A 15782-nucleotide genomic window follows, 5' to 3' on the forward strand; every position below is an offset into this window, starting at 1 on the left:
CCAGCAGGCCGTAGGACACGCACCACCTCAGCCCGCCGTCTCCCCGCCCTTACGGGCACGGGAGGCGGCGGGTTCGTGCATGGTGACGGGGCCGCGCGCATGCCGCGCCTGACCGCGCGGACCGGGCAGCGGCGCCGGCGGCCGCCCCAGCGCACGGGCCACCGCCGCCTCACGGCCGAGCCGGGCCCCTTCCCGTACGCACTCCTCGTACCGCCCGTCGCCCAGCCGCTCCCGCGCCGTCGCCTCGCACAGTTCGTGCGGGGCGTTGTAGTAGGCCGAGCCGAACAGCGGCAGCCCCACCGAAGGCCACATCGCCCCCGCCGCGCCCTGCAACACCGCCGCCTCGACGGCGTCCGCGGCCTCGCCCCGCGCGGCCGTGACCAGGGCCAGCAACTCGATCGACAGCACCGAACCCAGCAGATCGCTGAACGCGTGCGCGGCACCGAGGCAGTCGGTGAGCAGCTCCCGGGCGCCGGCCAGGTCCCCCTCGGTCCAGGCCGCGTACGCCAGCACATACAAGGCGTACGACCTGGTCCAGCGCTCCCCGTGGTCCTCGCAGACCCGGCGGACGTCCTCGCACAGCTTCACGGCCTGAGGCAGGTCGCCCTGGAAGGCCCGCGTCATCGCCAGTTCGACCTGCCCCATCAGCACGTTGCTGTTCAGCTCGCCGATCTCCTGGTAGCGCTCCAGCGCCGAGCGCAGCAGCGTTTCTGCGCGGGGCATGTCGTCCGTGACCAGCGCCAGACAGCCGGTGCGGTGCTCGGCGTAGGCGATCGCCGTCGGGTTCGCCGAGAACTCCGCCTCCTCCCGGCACTCCTGGAGCGCCGCCAGCGCGGGCACCTTGTCGCCCTGGAGGATCGCGACATAGCCGAGCACCCACAGCGCCTTCAGCCGGGACAGCTCATGGTCGGACTCCAGCTGAACGGACTGCTCCAGCCAGTGCCGGCCCTCCGACAGCCGCCCGCACCCGACCCAGTAGAACCAGAGCGAGCCCGCGAGGTACTGCCCCAGATACGCCTCGTCCGGGTCGGCCAGACAGCGCTCCAGGGCGCAGCGCAGATTCGGCAGCTCCGCCTCGATCCGCGCCGCCACCTCGCCCTGCCGCGGTGAGAACCAGTCCAGCTCGCACCAGGTGGCCAGGCCCAGATACCAGTCGCGGTGGCGGCGGCGCAGCCGGTCCGCGTCCCCGGTCGCCTCCAGCCAGTCCTCGCCGTACGCCCGGACCGTGTCCAGCATCCGGTAGCGCACCCCCGCCGTCGTCTCCTCGCGCCCGACCACCGACTGCGCCAGCAGTTCCGTCAGCACGTCCAGGACGTCCTGCTCGGCCAGGCCGTTGCCGCTGCACACGTACTCCACGGCCTCCAGGTCGAACAGCCCGGCGAACACCGAGAGCCGCGACCACAGCAGCCGCTCCTCGGGCGTGCACAGTTCGTGGCTCCAGCCGATCGCCGTGCGCAGCGTGCGGTGCCGCGCCGGGACCCCGTGGGACGCGCCCGTCAGCAGCCGGAAGCGGTCGTCGAACCGGGTCAGCAACTGGGCGGGGGACAGGGCCCGCAGCCGCCCGGCCGCCAGCTCGACGGCGAGCGGGATGCCGTCCAGCCGCCGGCACAGCTCCCGTACGTCGGGATCGTCACCGACGGCCGCACCCTGCCCGCCGGCGCGGTCGACGAAGAGCTCCACGGCCTCGTCCTCGCCCAGGGGCGCCAGCGTGAACACCCGCTCGCCCGGCACGGACAGGGGCCTGCGGCCCACGGCGAGCACGGTGAGCCCCGGCACCCGGCCCAGCAGCTCCGCCACCAGCTCGGCGCACGCCTCGACGAGATGCTCGAACCCGTCCAGGACGAGCAGCAGTTGCCGGTCGCACCGCCCGAGACGCGCGAGCAGCGTCTCGCGCGGCAGCCGCGTGGTGTGGTCGGTCAGCCCCAAAGCCTGTACGACCGCGTAGTCGACGAACTCCGGGTCACGCACCGGCGCCAGCTCGACCCGCCAGGCCGCCCTGTCCAGGGCGGCCCGCGCCGCCAGCCGGGACTTGCCCACGCCACCGGCGCCGGTCACGGTCACCAGGCGTGAGGTCTCCAGCAGTCGGGACAGCGCGGCGAGTTCGGCCGTGCGGCCCACGAACGCGTCCAGTTCGAGAGGCAGATTGCCGTCGCTGAGCCGATCATCCCGCATAGGACACGGAGCGTACTGAACCGTATTCACTCCGTACAATCGCTTCGTGCAACTCGGGCCCGCGCGGGCGGTAATCCGGTGCGGAGCCCCACCCACGGCGCGATAGGCTCGGGCCACTGTTTTTTTCTGGGTTCCGATGTTCAGAGCACGTATCAGGGAGCGGGTGCGCAGTGTCCGGTGGAGAGGTGGCCGGCATCCTGGTGGCCGTCTTCTGGGCGATCCTGGTCTCCTTCCTCGCCGTCGCGCTGGCGAGGCTGGCCCAGACGCTCAGGGCGACCACCAAGCTGGTGGCGGACGTGACCGACCAGGCCGTACCGCTCCTCGCGGACGCCTCCTCGGCGGTGCGCTCCGCGCAGACCCAGATCGACCGGGTGGACGCGATCGCCTCCGACGTCCAGGAGGTCACCTCCAACGCCTCCGCGCTCTCCACCACCGTCGCCTCCACCTTCGGCGGCCCGCTGGTCAAGGTCGCGGCCTTCGGCTACGGCGTGCGCCGGGCGATCGCCGGCCGCAAGGACGACGTGCCCGCCAAGACACCCCGGCGTACCGTGATCGTGGGCCGCACGGTTCCGGCGTCACGACGGAGCAAGCGGAAGAAGGACTGAGACCAGCGATGTTCCGCCGTACGTTCTGGTTCAGCACGGGCGTCGCCGCCGGTGTGTGGGCCACCACCAAGGTCAACCGCAAGCTGAGGCAGCTGACCCCGGAGCACCTCGCCGTCGCCGCGACGAACAAGGCGATCGAGGCCGGGCACAAGCTCAAGGACCGTGCGGTGGGCTTCGCGCTCGACGTCCGCGACAACATGGCCCAGCGGGAGGAAGAGCTGGGGGAGGCGCTGGGTATCAACGCGAACCCCGAACTCCCCGCGCCCCGGCGGTTCGCCGCCATCGAGAACCGCAACAACCCGAAGTACGCCGAGGGATCGACGTACAAGACGTACCCGTACAACCGGAATGAGGACCACTGATGGAGTCGGCCGAGATTCGCCGCCGCTGGCTGAGCTTCTACGAGGAGCGCGGTCACACCGTCGTCCCTTCGGCGTCGCTCATCGCGGACGACCCGACTCTGCTCCTGGTCCCCGCCGGCATGGTCCCCTTCAAGCCGTACTTCCTCGGTGAGGTCAAGCCGCCGTGGGCGCGCGCGACCAGCGTGCAGAAGTGCGTGCGCACGCCCGACATCGAAGAGGTCGGCAAGACCACCCGCCACGGCACGTTCTTCCAGATGTGCGGCAACTTCTCCTTCGGCGACTACTTCAAGGAAGGCGCCATCAAGTACGCCTGGGAGCTGCTCACCAGCCCCCAGGACAAGGGTGGTTACGGCCTGGAGCCCGAGAAGCTCTGGATCACGGTCTACCTGGAGGACGACGAGGCCGAGCGCATCTGGCACGAGGTCGTCGGCGTGCCCAAGGAGCGCATCCAGCGCCTCGGCATGAAGGACAACTACTGGTCCATGGGCGTCCCCGGACCCTGTGGCCCCTGTTCCGAGATCAACTACGACCGCGGCCCCGAGTTCGGCGTCGAGGGCGGCCCCGCCGTCAACGACGAGCGGTACGTGGAGATCTGGAACCTCGTCTTCATGCAGTACGAGCGCGGCGAGGGCATCGGCAAGGACAACTTCGAGATCCTCGGCGAGCTCCCCAGCAAGAACATCGACACCGGCCTCGGCCTCGAGCGCCTCGCGATGATCCTGCAGGGCGTGCAGAACATGTACGAGATCGACACCTCGATGGCCGTCATCAAGAAGGCCACCGAGCTGACCGGTGTCGCCTACGGCGACGCCCACGGCTCGGACGTCTCCCTGCGCGTGGTCACCGACCACATGCGGACGTCCGTCATGCTCATCGGCGACGGTGTCACTCCTGGCAACGAGGGCCGCGGTTACGTCCTGCGCCGCATCATGCGGCGCGCCATCCGCAACATGCGTCTCCTCGGTGCCACCGGTCCGGTCGTGCTCGACCTGATCGACACCGTGATCGCCATGATGGGCCAGCAGTACCCCGAGCTGGTCACCGACCGCGAGCGCATCGAGAAGGTCGCCGTCGCCGAGGAGAACGCCTTCCTCAAGGCTCTCAAGGGTGGCACGAACATCCTCGACACCGCCGTCACCGAGACCAAGGCCGCCGGTGGCACGGTCCTCGCCGGTGACAAGGCGTTCCTGCTGCACGACACCTGGGGCTTCCCGATCGACCTCACCCTGGAGATGGCCGCCGAGCAGGGCCTCTCCGTGGACGAGGACGGCTTCCGCCGCCTGATGAAGGAGCAGCGGGACCGCGCCAAGGCCGACGCCCAGGCCAAGAAGACCGGCCACGCCGGTGCCGGTGCCTACCGGGAGATCGCCGACAAGACGGGCGAGACCGAGTTCATCGGCTACAGCGACACCGAGGGCGAGTCCACGATCGTCGGCATCCTCGTCGACGGCACCTCCTCCCCGGCCGCCACCGAGGGCGACGAGGTCGAGATCGTCCTGGACCGCACCCCGTTCTACGCCGAGGGCGGCGGCCAGATCGGCGACACCGGCCGGATCAAGGTCGACTCCGGTGCCGTGATCGAGATCCGTGACTGCCAGAAGCCGGTCCCGGGCGTGTACGTCCACAAGGGTGTCGTGCAGTTCGGCGAGGTCACCGTCGGCGCCAAGGCCCACGCCTCGATCGACGCCCGCCGCCGCACGGCCATCGCCCGCGCCCACTCGGCCACCCACCTGACCCACCAGGCCCTGCGCGACGCGCTCGGCCCGACGGCCGCCCAGGCCGGTTCCGAGAACCAGCCCGGCCGCTTCCGCTTCGACTTCGGCTCCCCGGCCGCCGTTCCGACGGCCGTGATGACCGACGTCGAGCAGAAGATCAACGAGGTGCTCGCGCGCGACCTCGACGTCCGCGCCGATGTCATGGGCATCGACGAGGCGAAGAAGCAGGGCGCCATCGCCGAGTTCGGTGAGAAGTACGGCGAGCGCGTGCGTGTCGTGACCATCGGCGACTTCTCCAAGGAGCTGTGCGGCGGTACGCACGTCCACAACACCTCGCAGCTCGGCCTGGTCAAGCTGCTCGGTGAGTCGTCCATCGGCTCCGGCGTCCGCCGTATCGAGGCCCTCGTCGGTGTCGACGCCTACAACTTCCTCGCCCGGGAGCACACGGTCGTCGCCCAGCTCCAGGAGCTGATCAAGGGCCGTCCGGAGGAGCTGCCGGAGAAGGTCTCCGCGATGCTCGGCAAGCTGAAGGACGCCGAGAAGGAGATCGAGAAGTTCCGCGCGGAGAAGGTGCTCCAGGCCGCGGCCGGCCTCGCCGAGTCGGCGAAGGACATCCGTGGCATCGCCCTCGTGACCGGCCAGGTCCCGGACGGCACGACCGCCGACGACCTGCGCAAGCTGGTCCTCGACGTGCGGGGCCGTATCCAGGGCGGGCGGGCCGCGGTCGTGGCCCTGTTCACCACGGCCAACGGCAAGCCGCTGACGGTCATTGCCACCAACGAGGCCGCCCGCGAGCGCGGCCTCAAGGCCGGTGACCTGGTCCGTACGGCCGCCAAGACCCTCGGCGGCGGCGGTGGCGGCAAGCCGGACGTCGCCCAGGGCGGCGGCCAGAACCCGGCCGCGATCGGCGAGGCCGTCGAGGCCGTCGAGCGTCTGGTCACGGACACCGCGAAGTGACGATACGCAGAGGGCGTCGACTCGCGATCGACGTCGGGGACGCCCGGATCGGGGTCGCCTCGTGCGACCCCGACGGGATCCTCGCCACTCCGGTGGAGACGGTGCCGGGCCGGGACGTACCGGCCGCCCACCGCCGGCTGAAGCAGCTGGTGGAGGAGTACGAACCGATCGAGGTCGTCGTCGGACTCCCTCGCTCCCTCAAGGGGGGCGAGGGCCCGGCCGCGGTGAAGGTCCGAGGCTTCGCTCAGGAGCTGGCCCAGGGCATCGCGCCGATCCCGGTCCGCCTGGTGGACGAGCGGATGACCACGGTCACGGCCAGCCAGGGGCTGCGCGCGTCGGGCGTGAAATCCAAGAAGGGCCGCTCCGTCATCGATCAAGCAGCCGCTGTGATCATCCTTCAGCAGGCGCTCGAATCCGAACGGGTGTCAGGTAAAGCACCCGGAGAGAGCGTCGAAGTGGTCATCTGATCGCGATACGGTAACGTTCCGCGCGATCGCGGCGCTGTTCGAACAGGTGCCGCACAGAGAGAGGCGGAACGGATGCCGAGCCACAAGCCGCGCGACCGCCGCCTCGCGGCTCTAGGGGATCGATGACTGAGTATGGCCGGGGCCAGGAAGGCTCCGAACCGTGGCATCCGCAGGACCCGTATTACGGGGACGGCGGATGGGAAGGGCAGCAGGGCCACGCCGGCCATCAAGCTGCCTACGGCGGCCAGCCGCAGCACTATCCGCAAGCGCCGCAGCAGTCGGAGTACGGCGACTGGGGCACCGGCCAACAGGCCGACTACGGTCAGGCGCAGCAGCAGTACGAGCAGCAGCACTACGGCCAGCAGCACCAGCAGCAGTACGACCCGAACCAGCAGTACGGCCAGCAGCAGTACGCGCCGCAGCAGGCCCAGCAGCAGTACGACAACGGCGCCTGGGGCACCGGGACGCACACGCATGTCCAGTACCAGGACCCCTCGGACCCGTACGGCCAGCAGGCCGCCGCGTACGGCGCCGGTGACCAGCCCGACTACTACGGCACCCCCGACGCGTACCCACCGCCGGAGCCGCCCAGCCGTCGCCGAGCCGAGCCGGAACCGCAGCGGACGGACTGGGACCCGGGCCCCGACCAGGGCGAGCACGCCTTCTTCGCGGGCGGCGGGGACGATGACGGCGACGACGCCCCCGAGGACGAGGGCGGCCGTGGCGACCGCAGGGGCCGCGGCGGCAAGAAACCCAAGAAGCGGCGCAGCGGCTGCGCCTGCCTGGTGGTCGTGCTGGTCTTCGGCAGCGGTATCGGCGGTATCGGCTATTTCGGTTATCAGTTCTACAAGGATCGTTTCGTCTCGGCGCCGGATTATTCGGGTGACGGTACTGACACGACGGTGTCGATCGTCGTCCAGAAAGGGGCGGGCGGCGCCGACATCGGGCGATTGCTGAAGGCGAAGGGTGTCGTCAAGAGCGTCGACGCGTTCGTTTCTGCGTTCACTCGGAACGAGGGGGAGAAGAAAGTCCAGGCCGGCGCCTATCTGCTGAAGACGCAGATGTCCGCCGAGAGCGCCGTGAAGATGATGCTCGACCCGAAGAGCCAGAACGCCGTGATGGTCACGCCGGGGCAGCGCAATATTGCGGTCTACAAGCTTATCGACGACAAACTCGACCTGAAGTCGGGCACCACCAGAAAGGCCGCCAAGGCGGATTACAAGAGCCTTGGACTGCCGGACTGGGCGGAACAGAACAACGAGATGAAGGACCCGCTGGAGGGATTCCTGCACCCGGGTACCTATCCGGCGGCCAAGGGGATGAAGCCCGAGGCGGTCCTGAAGGACATGGTGTCCGAGGCCACCCAGAAGTACGACTCGCTCAATCTGGAAGCCAAGGCCAAGGCGCTCAAGCTGGACAGCCCCATGGACATCATCACCATCGCGAGCCTCGTCCAGGCCGAGGGCAAGACCACCGACGACTACCGCAGGATGGCGGAAGTGGTCTACAACCGCCTCGACTACGGAAACCCGCAGACCTACGGTTTCCTGCAGTTCGACTCGACCTACAACTACGCGAAGAACGAGAGCAACATCGACATCAGCGAGTCCGAGATCAGCAAGGACAAGGACCCGTACAACACGTACACCAACAAGGGTCTGCCGCCCGGCCCGATCGGGAACCCGGGCGACAGCGCGCTGAAGTCGACGCTGAACCCCACCGACGACGGTTGGTACTACTTCGTGGCGACGGACGGCGTGAGCAAGACCGAATTCGCCAGGACGCACGAAGAGTTCCAGAAACTCAAGGACAAGTTCGATGCCACCAGGGGCAACTGACGCCCGTCGGGCCGCCGTGCTCGGGTCGCCCATCACCCACTCCCTCTCCCCGGTGCTGCACCGCGCCGCGTACGAGGAACTGGGGCTCAAGGGCTGGTCGTACGACCGCTTCGAGATCGACGAGGCGGCACTGCCCGGGTTCTTCGCGGAACTCGGGCCCGAGTGGGCCGGGCTGTCGCTGACCATGCCGCTGAAGCGGGCCGTCATCCCGCTGCTCGACGAGATCAGCGAGACGGCTGCCTCGGTCGAGGCGGTCAACACGGTCGTGTTCACCGAGGACGGCCGCAAGGTCGGCGACAACACCGACATCCCCGGCATGGTCGCCGCGCTGCGCGAGCACGGCATCGAGACGGTGGACTCCGCCGCGATCCTCGGCGCCGGCGCCACGGCGTCCTCGGCGCTGGCCGCGCTGGCCCGGGTCTGCACCGGTGAGGTGGTCGTCTACGTCCGCAGCGAGGCCCGCGCCGCCGAGATGCGGCAGTGGGGGGAGCGGTTGGACGTGGAGGTCCGTACGGAGGACTGGTCCGCGGCGGCCGACGCGCTGCATCGGCCGCTGGTGATCGCCACCACCCCGGCGGGCACCACGGACGTCCTGGCCGCCGAGGTCCCCGAGCGGCCCACCACCCTCTTCGACGTGCTGTACGAGCCGTGGCCCACCCAGCTCGCGGCCCGCTGGTCGATGTTCGGCGGGGCCGTCGTCAGCGGGCTCGACCTGCTGGTGCACCAGGCGGTGCTCCAGGTCGAGCAGATGACGGGCCGCACCCCCGCGCCACTGGCCGCGATGCGCGCGGTGGGCGAACGGAGCCTCGCGCGCGCGTGATGAGGCCGTGGTGCGACGGTATGCCGTTCCTCCGCATTCGGAATTCACAGTTCCGCGTGATCTTGACGTGCGAAGCGATCAGTGTGCGATCTCTCGCAATGATCATGGAAGAGGAATTGCGATAAAGAGACGCATCAGTTCGGTCGCGGCGGGGCTCGGAATAGCGGGCGTCGTCGGCCTGGTCGGCGCGACGCCGGCCGCCGCGGCCGAAGATCTTCTGGGACAGCTACACCAGCGGGTCCGGCCACTGCGGCTGAGGCGCTGACAGGGGGCCCGGTCGCCCGACGCGGCAACCGGGCCCCTCGGCACGATCGGCTCCGCCTGAGCCTTGCTAGTGGATGTCCGTCCGCCTGGTGGACCGGCGGCCGGACATGTCCGTGGGACGTGGGAGGATCGAAGGTGGCGGGCCCGGGCCGCGCACCTGGTCACGCCATTGCCGTACGCGAGGACGCGCGTACGCAGGGCAGTACGAGGGCGCGAGCATGGAGGAGCACCGTTGAGCAGGTTGCGCTGGCTGACCGCGGGGGAGTCCCACGGTCCCGCACTCGTCGCGACGCTGGAGGGTCTGCCCGCCGGCGTGCCGATCACCACGGAGATGGTGGCGGACCACCTGGCCCGGCGCCGGCTCGGCTATGGACGCGGTGCCCGGATGAAGTTCGAGCAGGACCAGGTCACCTTCCTCGGTGGCGTCCGGCACGGCCGCACGCTCGGCTCGCCGGTCGCCGTCATGGTGGGCAACACCGAGTGGCCCAAGTGGGAGCAGGTCATGTCGGCCGACCCGGTGGACGAGGAGATCCTGGCCGGGCTCGCCCGCAACGCGCCGCTGACCCGCCCGCGTCCCGGTCATGCCGACCTCGCGGGGATGCAGAAGTACGGCTTCGACGAGGCTCGGCCGATCCTGGAGCGTGCCTCGGCGCGTGAGACGGCGGCCCGGGTGGCGCTGGGGGCGGTGGCCCGGTCGTATCTGAAGGAGACGGCGGGGATCGAGATCGTCAGCCATGTCATCGAGCTGTGCTCGGTGAAGGCGCCGCAGGGTGTGTACCCGACGCCGGCGGACGTGGAGAGGCTGGACGCCGATCCGCTGCGCTGTCTGGACGCGGACACGTCGAAGGCGATGGTGGCGGAGGTCGACCAGGCTCACAAGGACGGCGACACCCTGGGGGGTGTGGTCGAGGTCCTGGCCTACGGCGTTCCTGTCGGTCTGGGCTCGCATGTGCACTGGGACCGCAAGCTCGACGCCCGTCTGGCGGGTGCGCTGATGGGCATCCAGGCCATCAAGGGTGTCGAGATCGGCGACGGCTTCGAGCTGGCGCGGGTGCCGGGTTCGAAGGCGCACGACGAGATCGTCAACACGCCGGAGGGCATCCGCCGTGTCTCGGGCCGTTCCGGTGGTACCGAGGGTGGTCTGACCACGGGCGAACTGCTGCGTGTGCGTGCTGCGATGAAGCCGATCGCCACTGTGCCGCGTGCCCTTCAGACCGTCGATGTGTCCACCGGTGAGGCGGCTCCGGCCAATCATCAGCGTTCCGACGTCTCCGCGGTTCCGGCCGCGGGGATCGTCGCCGAGGCGATGGTCGCGCTGGTCCTCGCGGACGCGGTCGCCGAGAAGTTCGGGGGCGACAACGTCGTCGAGACCCGCCGCAACGTCCAGTCGTACCTCGACCACCTGGCCATCCGATGAGCCCTCGGGTGGTGCTCGTCGGCCCGATGGGCGTGGGCAAGTCCACCGTCGGGCAGTTGCTCGCCGAGCGGCTCGGCGTGCGCTACCGGGACACCGACGACGACATCGTCGCCGAGCAGGACCGGACCATCGCCGAGATCTTCGTCGACGAGGGCGAGCCCGCCTTCCGCGCCATCGAGAAGGCGGCGGTACAGCGGGCGCTGACCGAGCACGACGGCGTCCTCGCCCTCGGCGGCGGCGCGATCCTCGACGAGGACACGCGCGCGTCGCTCGCCGGGCTGCCGGTCGTCTACCTCTCGATGGACGTCGAGGAGGCCGTCAAGCGCACCGGTCTCAACGCGGCCCGCCCGCTGCTCGCGGTCAACCCGCGCAAGCAGTGGCGCGAGCTGATGGAAGCGCGGCGGCATCTCTACGAGGGCATCGCCACCGCGGTCGTCGCGACGGACGGCCGTACCCCCGAAGAAGTCACCGAAGTCGCCCTGGACGCACTGGAGTTGAAGCAGGCATGAGTGAGGCAGTGACCCGGATCCAGGTCGGCGGCACCGCGGGCAGCGAGCCGTACGAGGTCCTGGTGGGTCGTCAACTCCTGGGCGAGCTCGGCGGGTTGATCGGCGACAAGGCCAAGCGGGTGGCGATCGTGCACCCCGAGGCGCTCGCCGAGACCGGCGAGGCCCTGCGGGGCGACCTCGCCGAGCAGGGCTACGACGTCGTCGCCATCCAGGTGCCCAACGCGGAGGAGGCCAAGACCGCCGAGGTCGCCGCCTACTGCTGGAAGGCGCTCGGACAGTCCGGCTTCACCCGTACCGACGTCGTCGTGGGCGTCGGCGGCGGCGCGACCACGGACCTCGCCGGCTTCGTGGCCGCCACCTGGCTGCGCGGGGTGCGCTGGATCGCCATCCCCACCACCGTCCTGGCGATGGTGGACGCGGCCGTCGGTGGCAAGACCGGTATCAACACCGCCGAGGGCAAGAACCTCGTCGGCGCCTTCCACCCGCCGGCCGGCGTCCTGTGCGACCTGGCCGCGCTGGACTCCCTCCCGGTCAACGACTACGTCTCCGGCCTCGCCGAGATCATCAAGGCCGGCTTCATCGCCGACCCGGCGATCCTGGAGCTCATCGAGTCCGACCCGCAGGCCGCGCGCACTCCGGCGGGCCCGCACACGGCCGAGCTGATCGAGCGGTCCATCCGGGTCAAGGCCGAGGTCGTCTCGTCCGACCTCAAGGAGTCGGGCCTGCGGGAGATCCTCAACTACGGCCACACGCTCGCCCACGCCATCGAGAAGAACGAGCGCTACAAGTGGCGACACGGCGCCGCGGTCTCCGTCGGCATGCACTTCGCCGCCGAACTCGGCCGTCTGGCGGGCCGGTTGGACGACGCCACGGCGGACCGCCACCGCACGGTCCTCGAGTCGGTCGGCCTGCCGTTGCACTACCGTTACGACCAGTGGCCCAAGCTGCTGGAGACCATGAAGGTCGACAAGAAGTCCCGCGGTGACCTGCTGCGCTTCATCGTCCTGGACGGACTGGGCAAGCCCACCGTCATGGAGGGCCCGGACCCGGCCGTCCTGCTGGCCGCGTACGGAGAAGTGGGCCAGTAACCGGCCGCGACCCCCTCCGTCCCATGTGCCTTGCGGTCCCGGGCACTCAGGGCCGTCCCCGGCCGTTCACCAAACGGCGACCGGGGACGGTACCGTTCGGTAAGGAGCGGGTCCGTACCCGCTCGGCCAGCGCCCATTGCCTTGTACGAGACGGAGTGGCACCGGATGCAGCACGCAGTGGGTTCTCCGCTGCCGCCGCCCCACCAGCCGGGGCACGGACCGGCCGTCGGCCGGTCACCGGCCGCACACCACCCGGGTCCCCAGCACCCGGGCGCGCACCAGGGCCCGGCCCCGGTGCCCCCACCGCCCCCGGCCCCGGGTTTCGTGCCTCCGTCGCACCAGCCCCCACCCCAGCACCCCTCCGCGCCGCACCAGCCGACGGCGCCGCACCCGTCGGCACCCCCGGCCCCGGACACCACCGGTCATGTCCCGCTGCCGCCCGGCGGCCCGGTCGGCGTGCCCAGCACCCCGCCCGCCGCGGCCATGCCCGACCCGACGGCCACGACCCTCGCGGTGCTGCTCATCGGCCCCGCCGGCGCGGGCAAGACCAGCGTCGCCAAGTACTGGGCCGAGCACCGCCGGGTGCCCACCGCCCACATCAGCCTCGACGACGTCCGCGAATGGGTCCGTTCCGGATTCGCCGACCCCCAGTCCGGCTGGAACGACCACTCCGAGGCCCAGTACCGCCTGGCCCGCCGCACCTGCGGCTTCGCCGCCCGCAACTTCCTGGCCAACGGCATCTCCTGCATCCTCGACGACGCCGTCTTCCCGGACCGCCCGGTGGTCGGCCTCGGCGGCTGGAAGCGCCACGTGGGCCCCGGGCTCCTCCCCGTGGTCCTGCTGCCGGGCCTGGAGATCGTCCTGGAACGCAACGCCGAACGCTCGGGCAACCGCCGCCTCACGGACGAGGAGGTCGCGCGGATCCATGGCCGTATGGCGGGGTGGTACGGGTCGGGCCTGCCGATCATCGACAACTCCCAGCTCGACGTTCCCCAGACGGCCCAGGTCCTGGACGACGTACTCGCACGGTCCATCGCAAGCCCGCCCAGCTGGTAAAGGCTTTTGGCTTGTAGGGGCGCGGGGCTGTATCGGTCTGCGGCCCCGCCGCGTGGGCGCGACAAGCCCCCACCGGCCCGCGGACGGCACGCAACCCCCCATTGGCACCCCCTCAACCGGCGCAAACCGGACACCGCTCCTACGCTCGTCTCATGTCAGAGGTCTACGCGGCCCGCCGCTCCAAACTGAGGGCACAGTGCAACGCGGCCGGTAGCGCGGCAGCACTGGTCACGCGCCCCGCCAACGTGCGCTACCTGTCCGGCGCCGCCCCCCGGGGCGCCGTCCTGCTGCTCGGCAAGACCGAGGACCTGCTCGTGTGCGCCGGCCCGCCGGAGGACCGTCCCAGCGACGGCCGCCCGGACGAGGTGCTGCGGCTGCACACCCTGCCCGGCGCCGGCGGCGACCCCGCCGTCGCGGCGGCCGACTTCGCCGCGGCGCAGGGCGCGGACTCGCTCGCCGTGGAGGAACACCACCTCACGGTGGCCCGGCACAGGGAGATCCGTTCCGTCGTCCCCCGTCTGCGCCTCGCCGAACTGGGCGGCGCCGTGGAGCAGCTCCGCGTCGTCAAGGACGAGGAGGAGCTCTCCTGCCTGCGCATCGGTGCCGAGATCGCCGACCAGGCCCTCGGTGAGCTCCTCGAATCCATCCTCGTCGGCCGTACCGAGCGGCATCTCGCCCTCGAACTCGAACGCCGCCTCGTCGACCACGGCGCTGACGGGCCCGCCTTCCCCACCTCCGTCGCCACCGGCCCCCACTCCGGCCGCCGCGCTCACCACCCCACCGACCGGCGCGTGGAGGAGGGCGACTTTCTCTCCGTCTGCCTCGGCGCGACCTACCGCGGCTACCGGTGTGAGATCGGCCGTACTTTCGTGATCGGTACGTCCCCCGCCGACTGGCAGATCGAGCTGTACGACCTCGTCTTCGCCGCTCAGCGCGCCGGACGGGAGAGCCTCGCACCCGGCGTCGCCTACCGCGACGTGGACCGTGCGGCACGCCAGGTGCTGGACTCCGCCGGGTACGGAGAGAGCCTGCCGACCCTGACCGGACACGGCGTCGGACTCGAAATCGACGAGGACCCGCAGTTGGCCCCCGCGGCCATGGGTAAACTGGACGCTTGCGTGCCGGTCACCGTCGAACCGGGGGTCCACCTCCCGGGCCGGGGCGGTGTCCGGATCGATGACACGCTCGTCGTACGCCCCGAGGCGGACGGCGGACCCGAGCTACTCACCATCACGACCAAGGAGCTGCTCGCGCTGTAGCTTCCCGCTACGCGCGTGCGCCGGGGTCGTCCACGTCAGTCCAGGAGATTCCGCAACCGTGGCTTCCACGAACGACCTCAAGAACGGCCTCGTGCTCAAGCTCGACGGAGGCCAGCTCTGGTCCGTCGTCGAGTTCCAGCACGTCAAGCCCGGCAAGGGCCCGGCCTTCGTGCGCACCAAGCTGAAGAACGTGCTCTCCGGCAAGGTCGTCGACAAGACGTTCAACGCCGGCGTCAAGGTCGAGACGGCCACGATCGACAAGCGCGACATGCAGTTCTCGTACATGGACGGCGAGTACTTCGTCTTCATGGACATGGAGACCTACGACCAGCTCATGGTCGACCGCAAGGCCGTCGGCGACGCCGCCAACTTCCTGATCGAGGGCTTCACGGCCACCGTCGCGCAGCACGAGGGCGAGGTGCTCTTCGTCGAGCTGCCGGCCGCCGTCGAGCTCGTCATCCAGGAGACCGAGCCGGGCGTCCAGGGCGACCGCTCCACCGGTGGCACCAAGCCCGCCACCCTGGAGACCGGCCACCAGATCCAGGTCCCGCTCTTCATCACCACCGGTGAGAAGATCAAGGTCGACACCCGCACCAGCGACTACCTCGGCCGGGTGAACAGCTAACCGTGGCTGCCCGCAACACGGCCCGCAAGCGCGCCTTCCAGATCCTCTTCGAGGGCGACCAGCGCGGGGCCGACGTCCTGACGGTCCTCGCGGACTGGATCCGGCTCTCCCGGACCGACACCCGGCAGCCGCCGGTGAGCGAGTACACCATGCAACTGGTCGAGGGCTACGCGCAGCACGCGAAGCGCATCGACGAGCTGATCGCGCAGTACTCGGTCGGCTGGACGCTGGACCGGATGCCGGTCGTCGACCGCAACATCCTGCGGCTCGGCGCCTATGAGCTGATCTGGGTCGACGGGACCCCGGACGCGGTCGTGCTCGACGAGATGGTCGAGATCGCCAAGGAGTTCTCCACGGACGAGTCACCGGCGTTCGTGAACGGCCTCCTCGGCCGTCTCAAGGACCTGAAGCCCACGCTGCGCCGCGAAGAGGCGTAAGCACAGAGGTACGACATCGCCAGGGGCCCACAGCGTGAGCGCTGTGGGCCCCTGGCGTATCCGTGCGGGTATCGGTGCCCGGGAGGCTCCTGAGGAGCGCAGAAAGCCGCCGGGGTGGCCGGAACCATGAAGTTCCGGCCACCCCGGCGGCATGTTTCTGCTGAGGCGTGAAGCGTCTCAGCTCTCCTCGT

Annotated in this window: 14 protein-coding genes; 13 read left to right on the forward strand and 1 reads right to left on the reverse strand. The window is 70.2% G+C overall.

From position 1 onward, the window contains the following. Positions 1–27 precede the first annotated feature (27 nt). A complete protein-coding gene (locus ACIHIX_RS21200; RefSeq protein ID WP_399958277.1) occupies positions 28–2172 on the reverse strand; it encodes an ATP-binding protein in 2145 nt (714 codons plus the stop codon). Positions 2173–2342: 170 nt separating this feature from the next. Here ACIHIX_RS21200 and ACIHIX_RS21205 point away from each other — a divergent pair, with 170 nt between their 5' ends. From ACIHIX_RS21205 to nusB, 13 genes are all read left to right on the forward strand, one after another. Continuing rightward, positions 2343–2777 carry a DUF948 domain-containing protein gene (locus tag ACIHIX_RS21205; protein ID WP_399958280.1) on the forward strand — a complete coding sequence of 145 codons (435 nt, stop codon included), beginning with the start codon at positions 2343–2345 and terminating at the stop codon, positions 2775–2777. A gap of 8 nt (positions 2778–2785) precedes the next feature. Continuing rightward, entirely contained in the window at positions 2786–3139 is a 354-nt protein-coding gene (locus ACIHIX_RS21210) for a hypothetical protein (protein ID WP_329341339.1), read from the forward strand. Further along, positions 3139–5811, forward strand: a complete 2673-nt coding sequence (gene alaS, locus ACIHIX_RS21215; RefSeq protein ID WP_399958283.1) for an alanine--tRNA ligase — start codon at positions 3139–3141, stop codon at positions 5809–5811. Before ACIHIX_RS21210 ends, alaS begins: the two co-directional genes overlap by 1 nt. A 2-nt stretch (positions 5812–5813) precedes the next feature. Continuing rightward, positions 5814–6278 (forward strand): Holliday junction resolvase RuvX, encoded by a 465-nt coding sequence (gene ruvX, locus ACIHIX_RS21220; protein WP_399958590.1) that lies wholly within the window; start codon positions 5814–5816, stop codon positions 6276–6278. A 122-nt stretch (positions 6279–6400) separates the two neighbouring features. Further along, complete coding sequence (gene mltG, locus ACIHIX_RS21225; protein WP_399958286.1) at positions 6401–8116, forward strand: endolytic transglycosylase MltG; 1716 nt, start codon at positions 6401–6403, stop codon at positions 8114–8116. After that, positions 8097–8936, forward strand: coding sequence for a shikimate dehydrogenase (locus tag ACIHIX_RS21230; RefSeq protein ID WP_399958289.1), 840 nt, complete (start codon positions 8097–8099; stop codon positions 8934–8936). The genes mltG and ACIHIX_RS21230 overlap by 20 nt, the downstream gene beginning before the upstream one ends. Before the next feature lie 496 nt (positions 8937–9432). Further along, entirely contained in the window at positions 9433–10617 is a 1185-nt protein-coding gene (gene aroC / locus ACIHIX_RS21235) for a chorismate synthase (protein ID WP_399958292.1), read from the forward strand. Further along, positions 10614–11126, forward strand: a complete 513-nt coding sequence (locus tag ACIHIX_RS21240; RefSeq protein ID WP_399958294.1) for a shikimate kinase — start codon at positions 10614–10616, stop codon at positions 11124–11126. The genes aroC and ACIHIX_RS21240 overlap by 4 nt, the downstream gene beginning before the upstream one ends. Continuing rightward, complete coding sequence (gene aroB / locus ACIHIX_RS21245) at positions 11123–12214, forward strand: 3-dehydroquinate synthase (protein WP_399958297.1); 1092 nt, start codon at positions 11123–11125, stop codon at positions 12212–12214. Before ACIHIX_RS21240 ends, aroB begins: the two co-directional genes overlap by 4 nt. 165 nt (positions 12215–12379) lie before the next feature. After that, positions 12380–13270 carry a Pro-rich N-terminal domain-containing protein gene (locus tag ACIHIX_RS21250; protein WP_399958300.1) on the forward strand — a complete coding sequence of 297 codons (891 nt, stop codon included), beginning with the start codon at positions 12380–12382 and terminating at the stop codon, positions 13268–13270. A gap of 152 nt (positions 13271–13422) precedes the next feature. Then, a complete protein-coding gene (locus tag ACIHIX_RS21255) occupies positions 13423–14529 on the forward strand; it encodes an aminopeptidase P family protein (RefSeq protein ID WP_399958302.1) in 1107 nt (368 codons plus the stop codon). A 58-nt stretch (positions 14530–14587) separates the two neighbouring features. Then, entirely contained in the window at positions 14588–15154 is a 567-nt protein-coding gene (efp, locus tag ACIHIX_RS21260) for an elongation factor P (protein ID WP_059196374.1), read from the forward strand. 2 nt (positions 15155–15156) lie between these two features. Continuing rightward, on the forward strand, positions 15157–15591 hold the full coding sequence (gene nusB, locus ACIHIX_RS21265; protein WP_097261491.1) for a transcription antitermination factor NusB: 435 nt from the start codon (positions 15157–15159) through the stop codon (positions 15589–15591). The last annotated feature ends 191 nt before the right edge of the window (positions 15592–15782 follow it).

This window comes from Streptomyces sp. NPDC051913 (genome assembly GCF_044593635.1).
Lineage (GTDB): Bacteria > Actinomycetota > Actinomycetes > Streptomycetales > Streptomycetaceae > Streptomyces.

Bases quoted from the DNA above. Each gene is read 5' to 3' on its own strand.
- ACIHIX_RS21255 (WP_399958302.1), top strand. From the start codon at position 13,423: ATGTCAGAGGTCTACGCGGCCCGCCGCTCCAAACTGAGGGCACAGTGC.
- aroB (WP_399958297.1), top strand. From the start codon at position 11,123: ATGAGTGAGGCAGTGACCCGGATCCAGGTCGGCGGCACCGCGGGCAGC.
- ACIHIX_RS21240 (WP_399958294.1), top strand. From the start codon at position 10,614: ATGAGCCCTCGGGTGGTGCTCGTCGGCCCGATGGGCGTGGGCAAGTCC.
- alaS (WP_399958283.1), top strand. From the start codon at position 3,139: ATGGAGTCGGCCGAGATTCGCCGCCGCTGGCTGAGCTTCTACGAGGAG.
- ACIHIX_RS21250 (WP_399958300.1), top strand. From the start codon at position 12,380: ATGCAGCACGCAGTGGGTTCTCCGCTGCCGCCGCCCCACCAGCCGGGG.
- ACIHIX_RS21200 (WP_399958277.1), bottom strand. From the start codon at position 2,172: ATGCGGGATGATCGGCTCAGCGACGGCAATCTGCCTCTCGAACTGGAC.
- mltG (WP_399958286.1), top strand. From the start codon at position 6,401: ATGACTGAGTATGGCCGGGGCCAGGAAGGCTCCGAACCGTGGCATCCG.
- ACIHIX_RS21210 (WP_329341339.1), top strand. From the start codon at position 2,786: ATGTTCCGCCGTACGTTCTGGTTCAGCACGGGCGTCGCCGCCGGTGTG.
- ACIHIX_RS21230 (WP_399958289.1), top strand. From the start codon at position 8,097: ATGCCACCAGGGGCAACTGACGCCCGTCGGGCCGCCGTGCTCGGGTCG.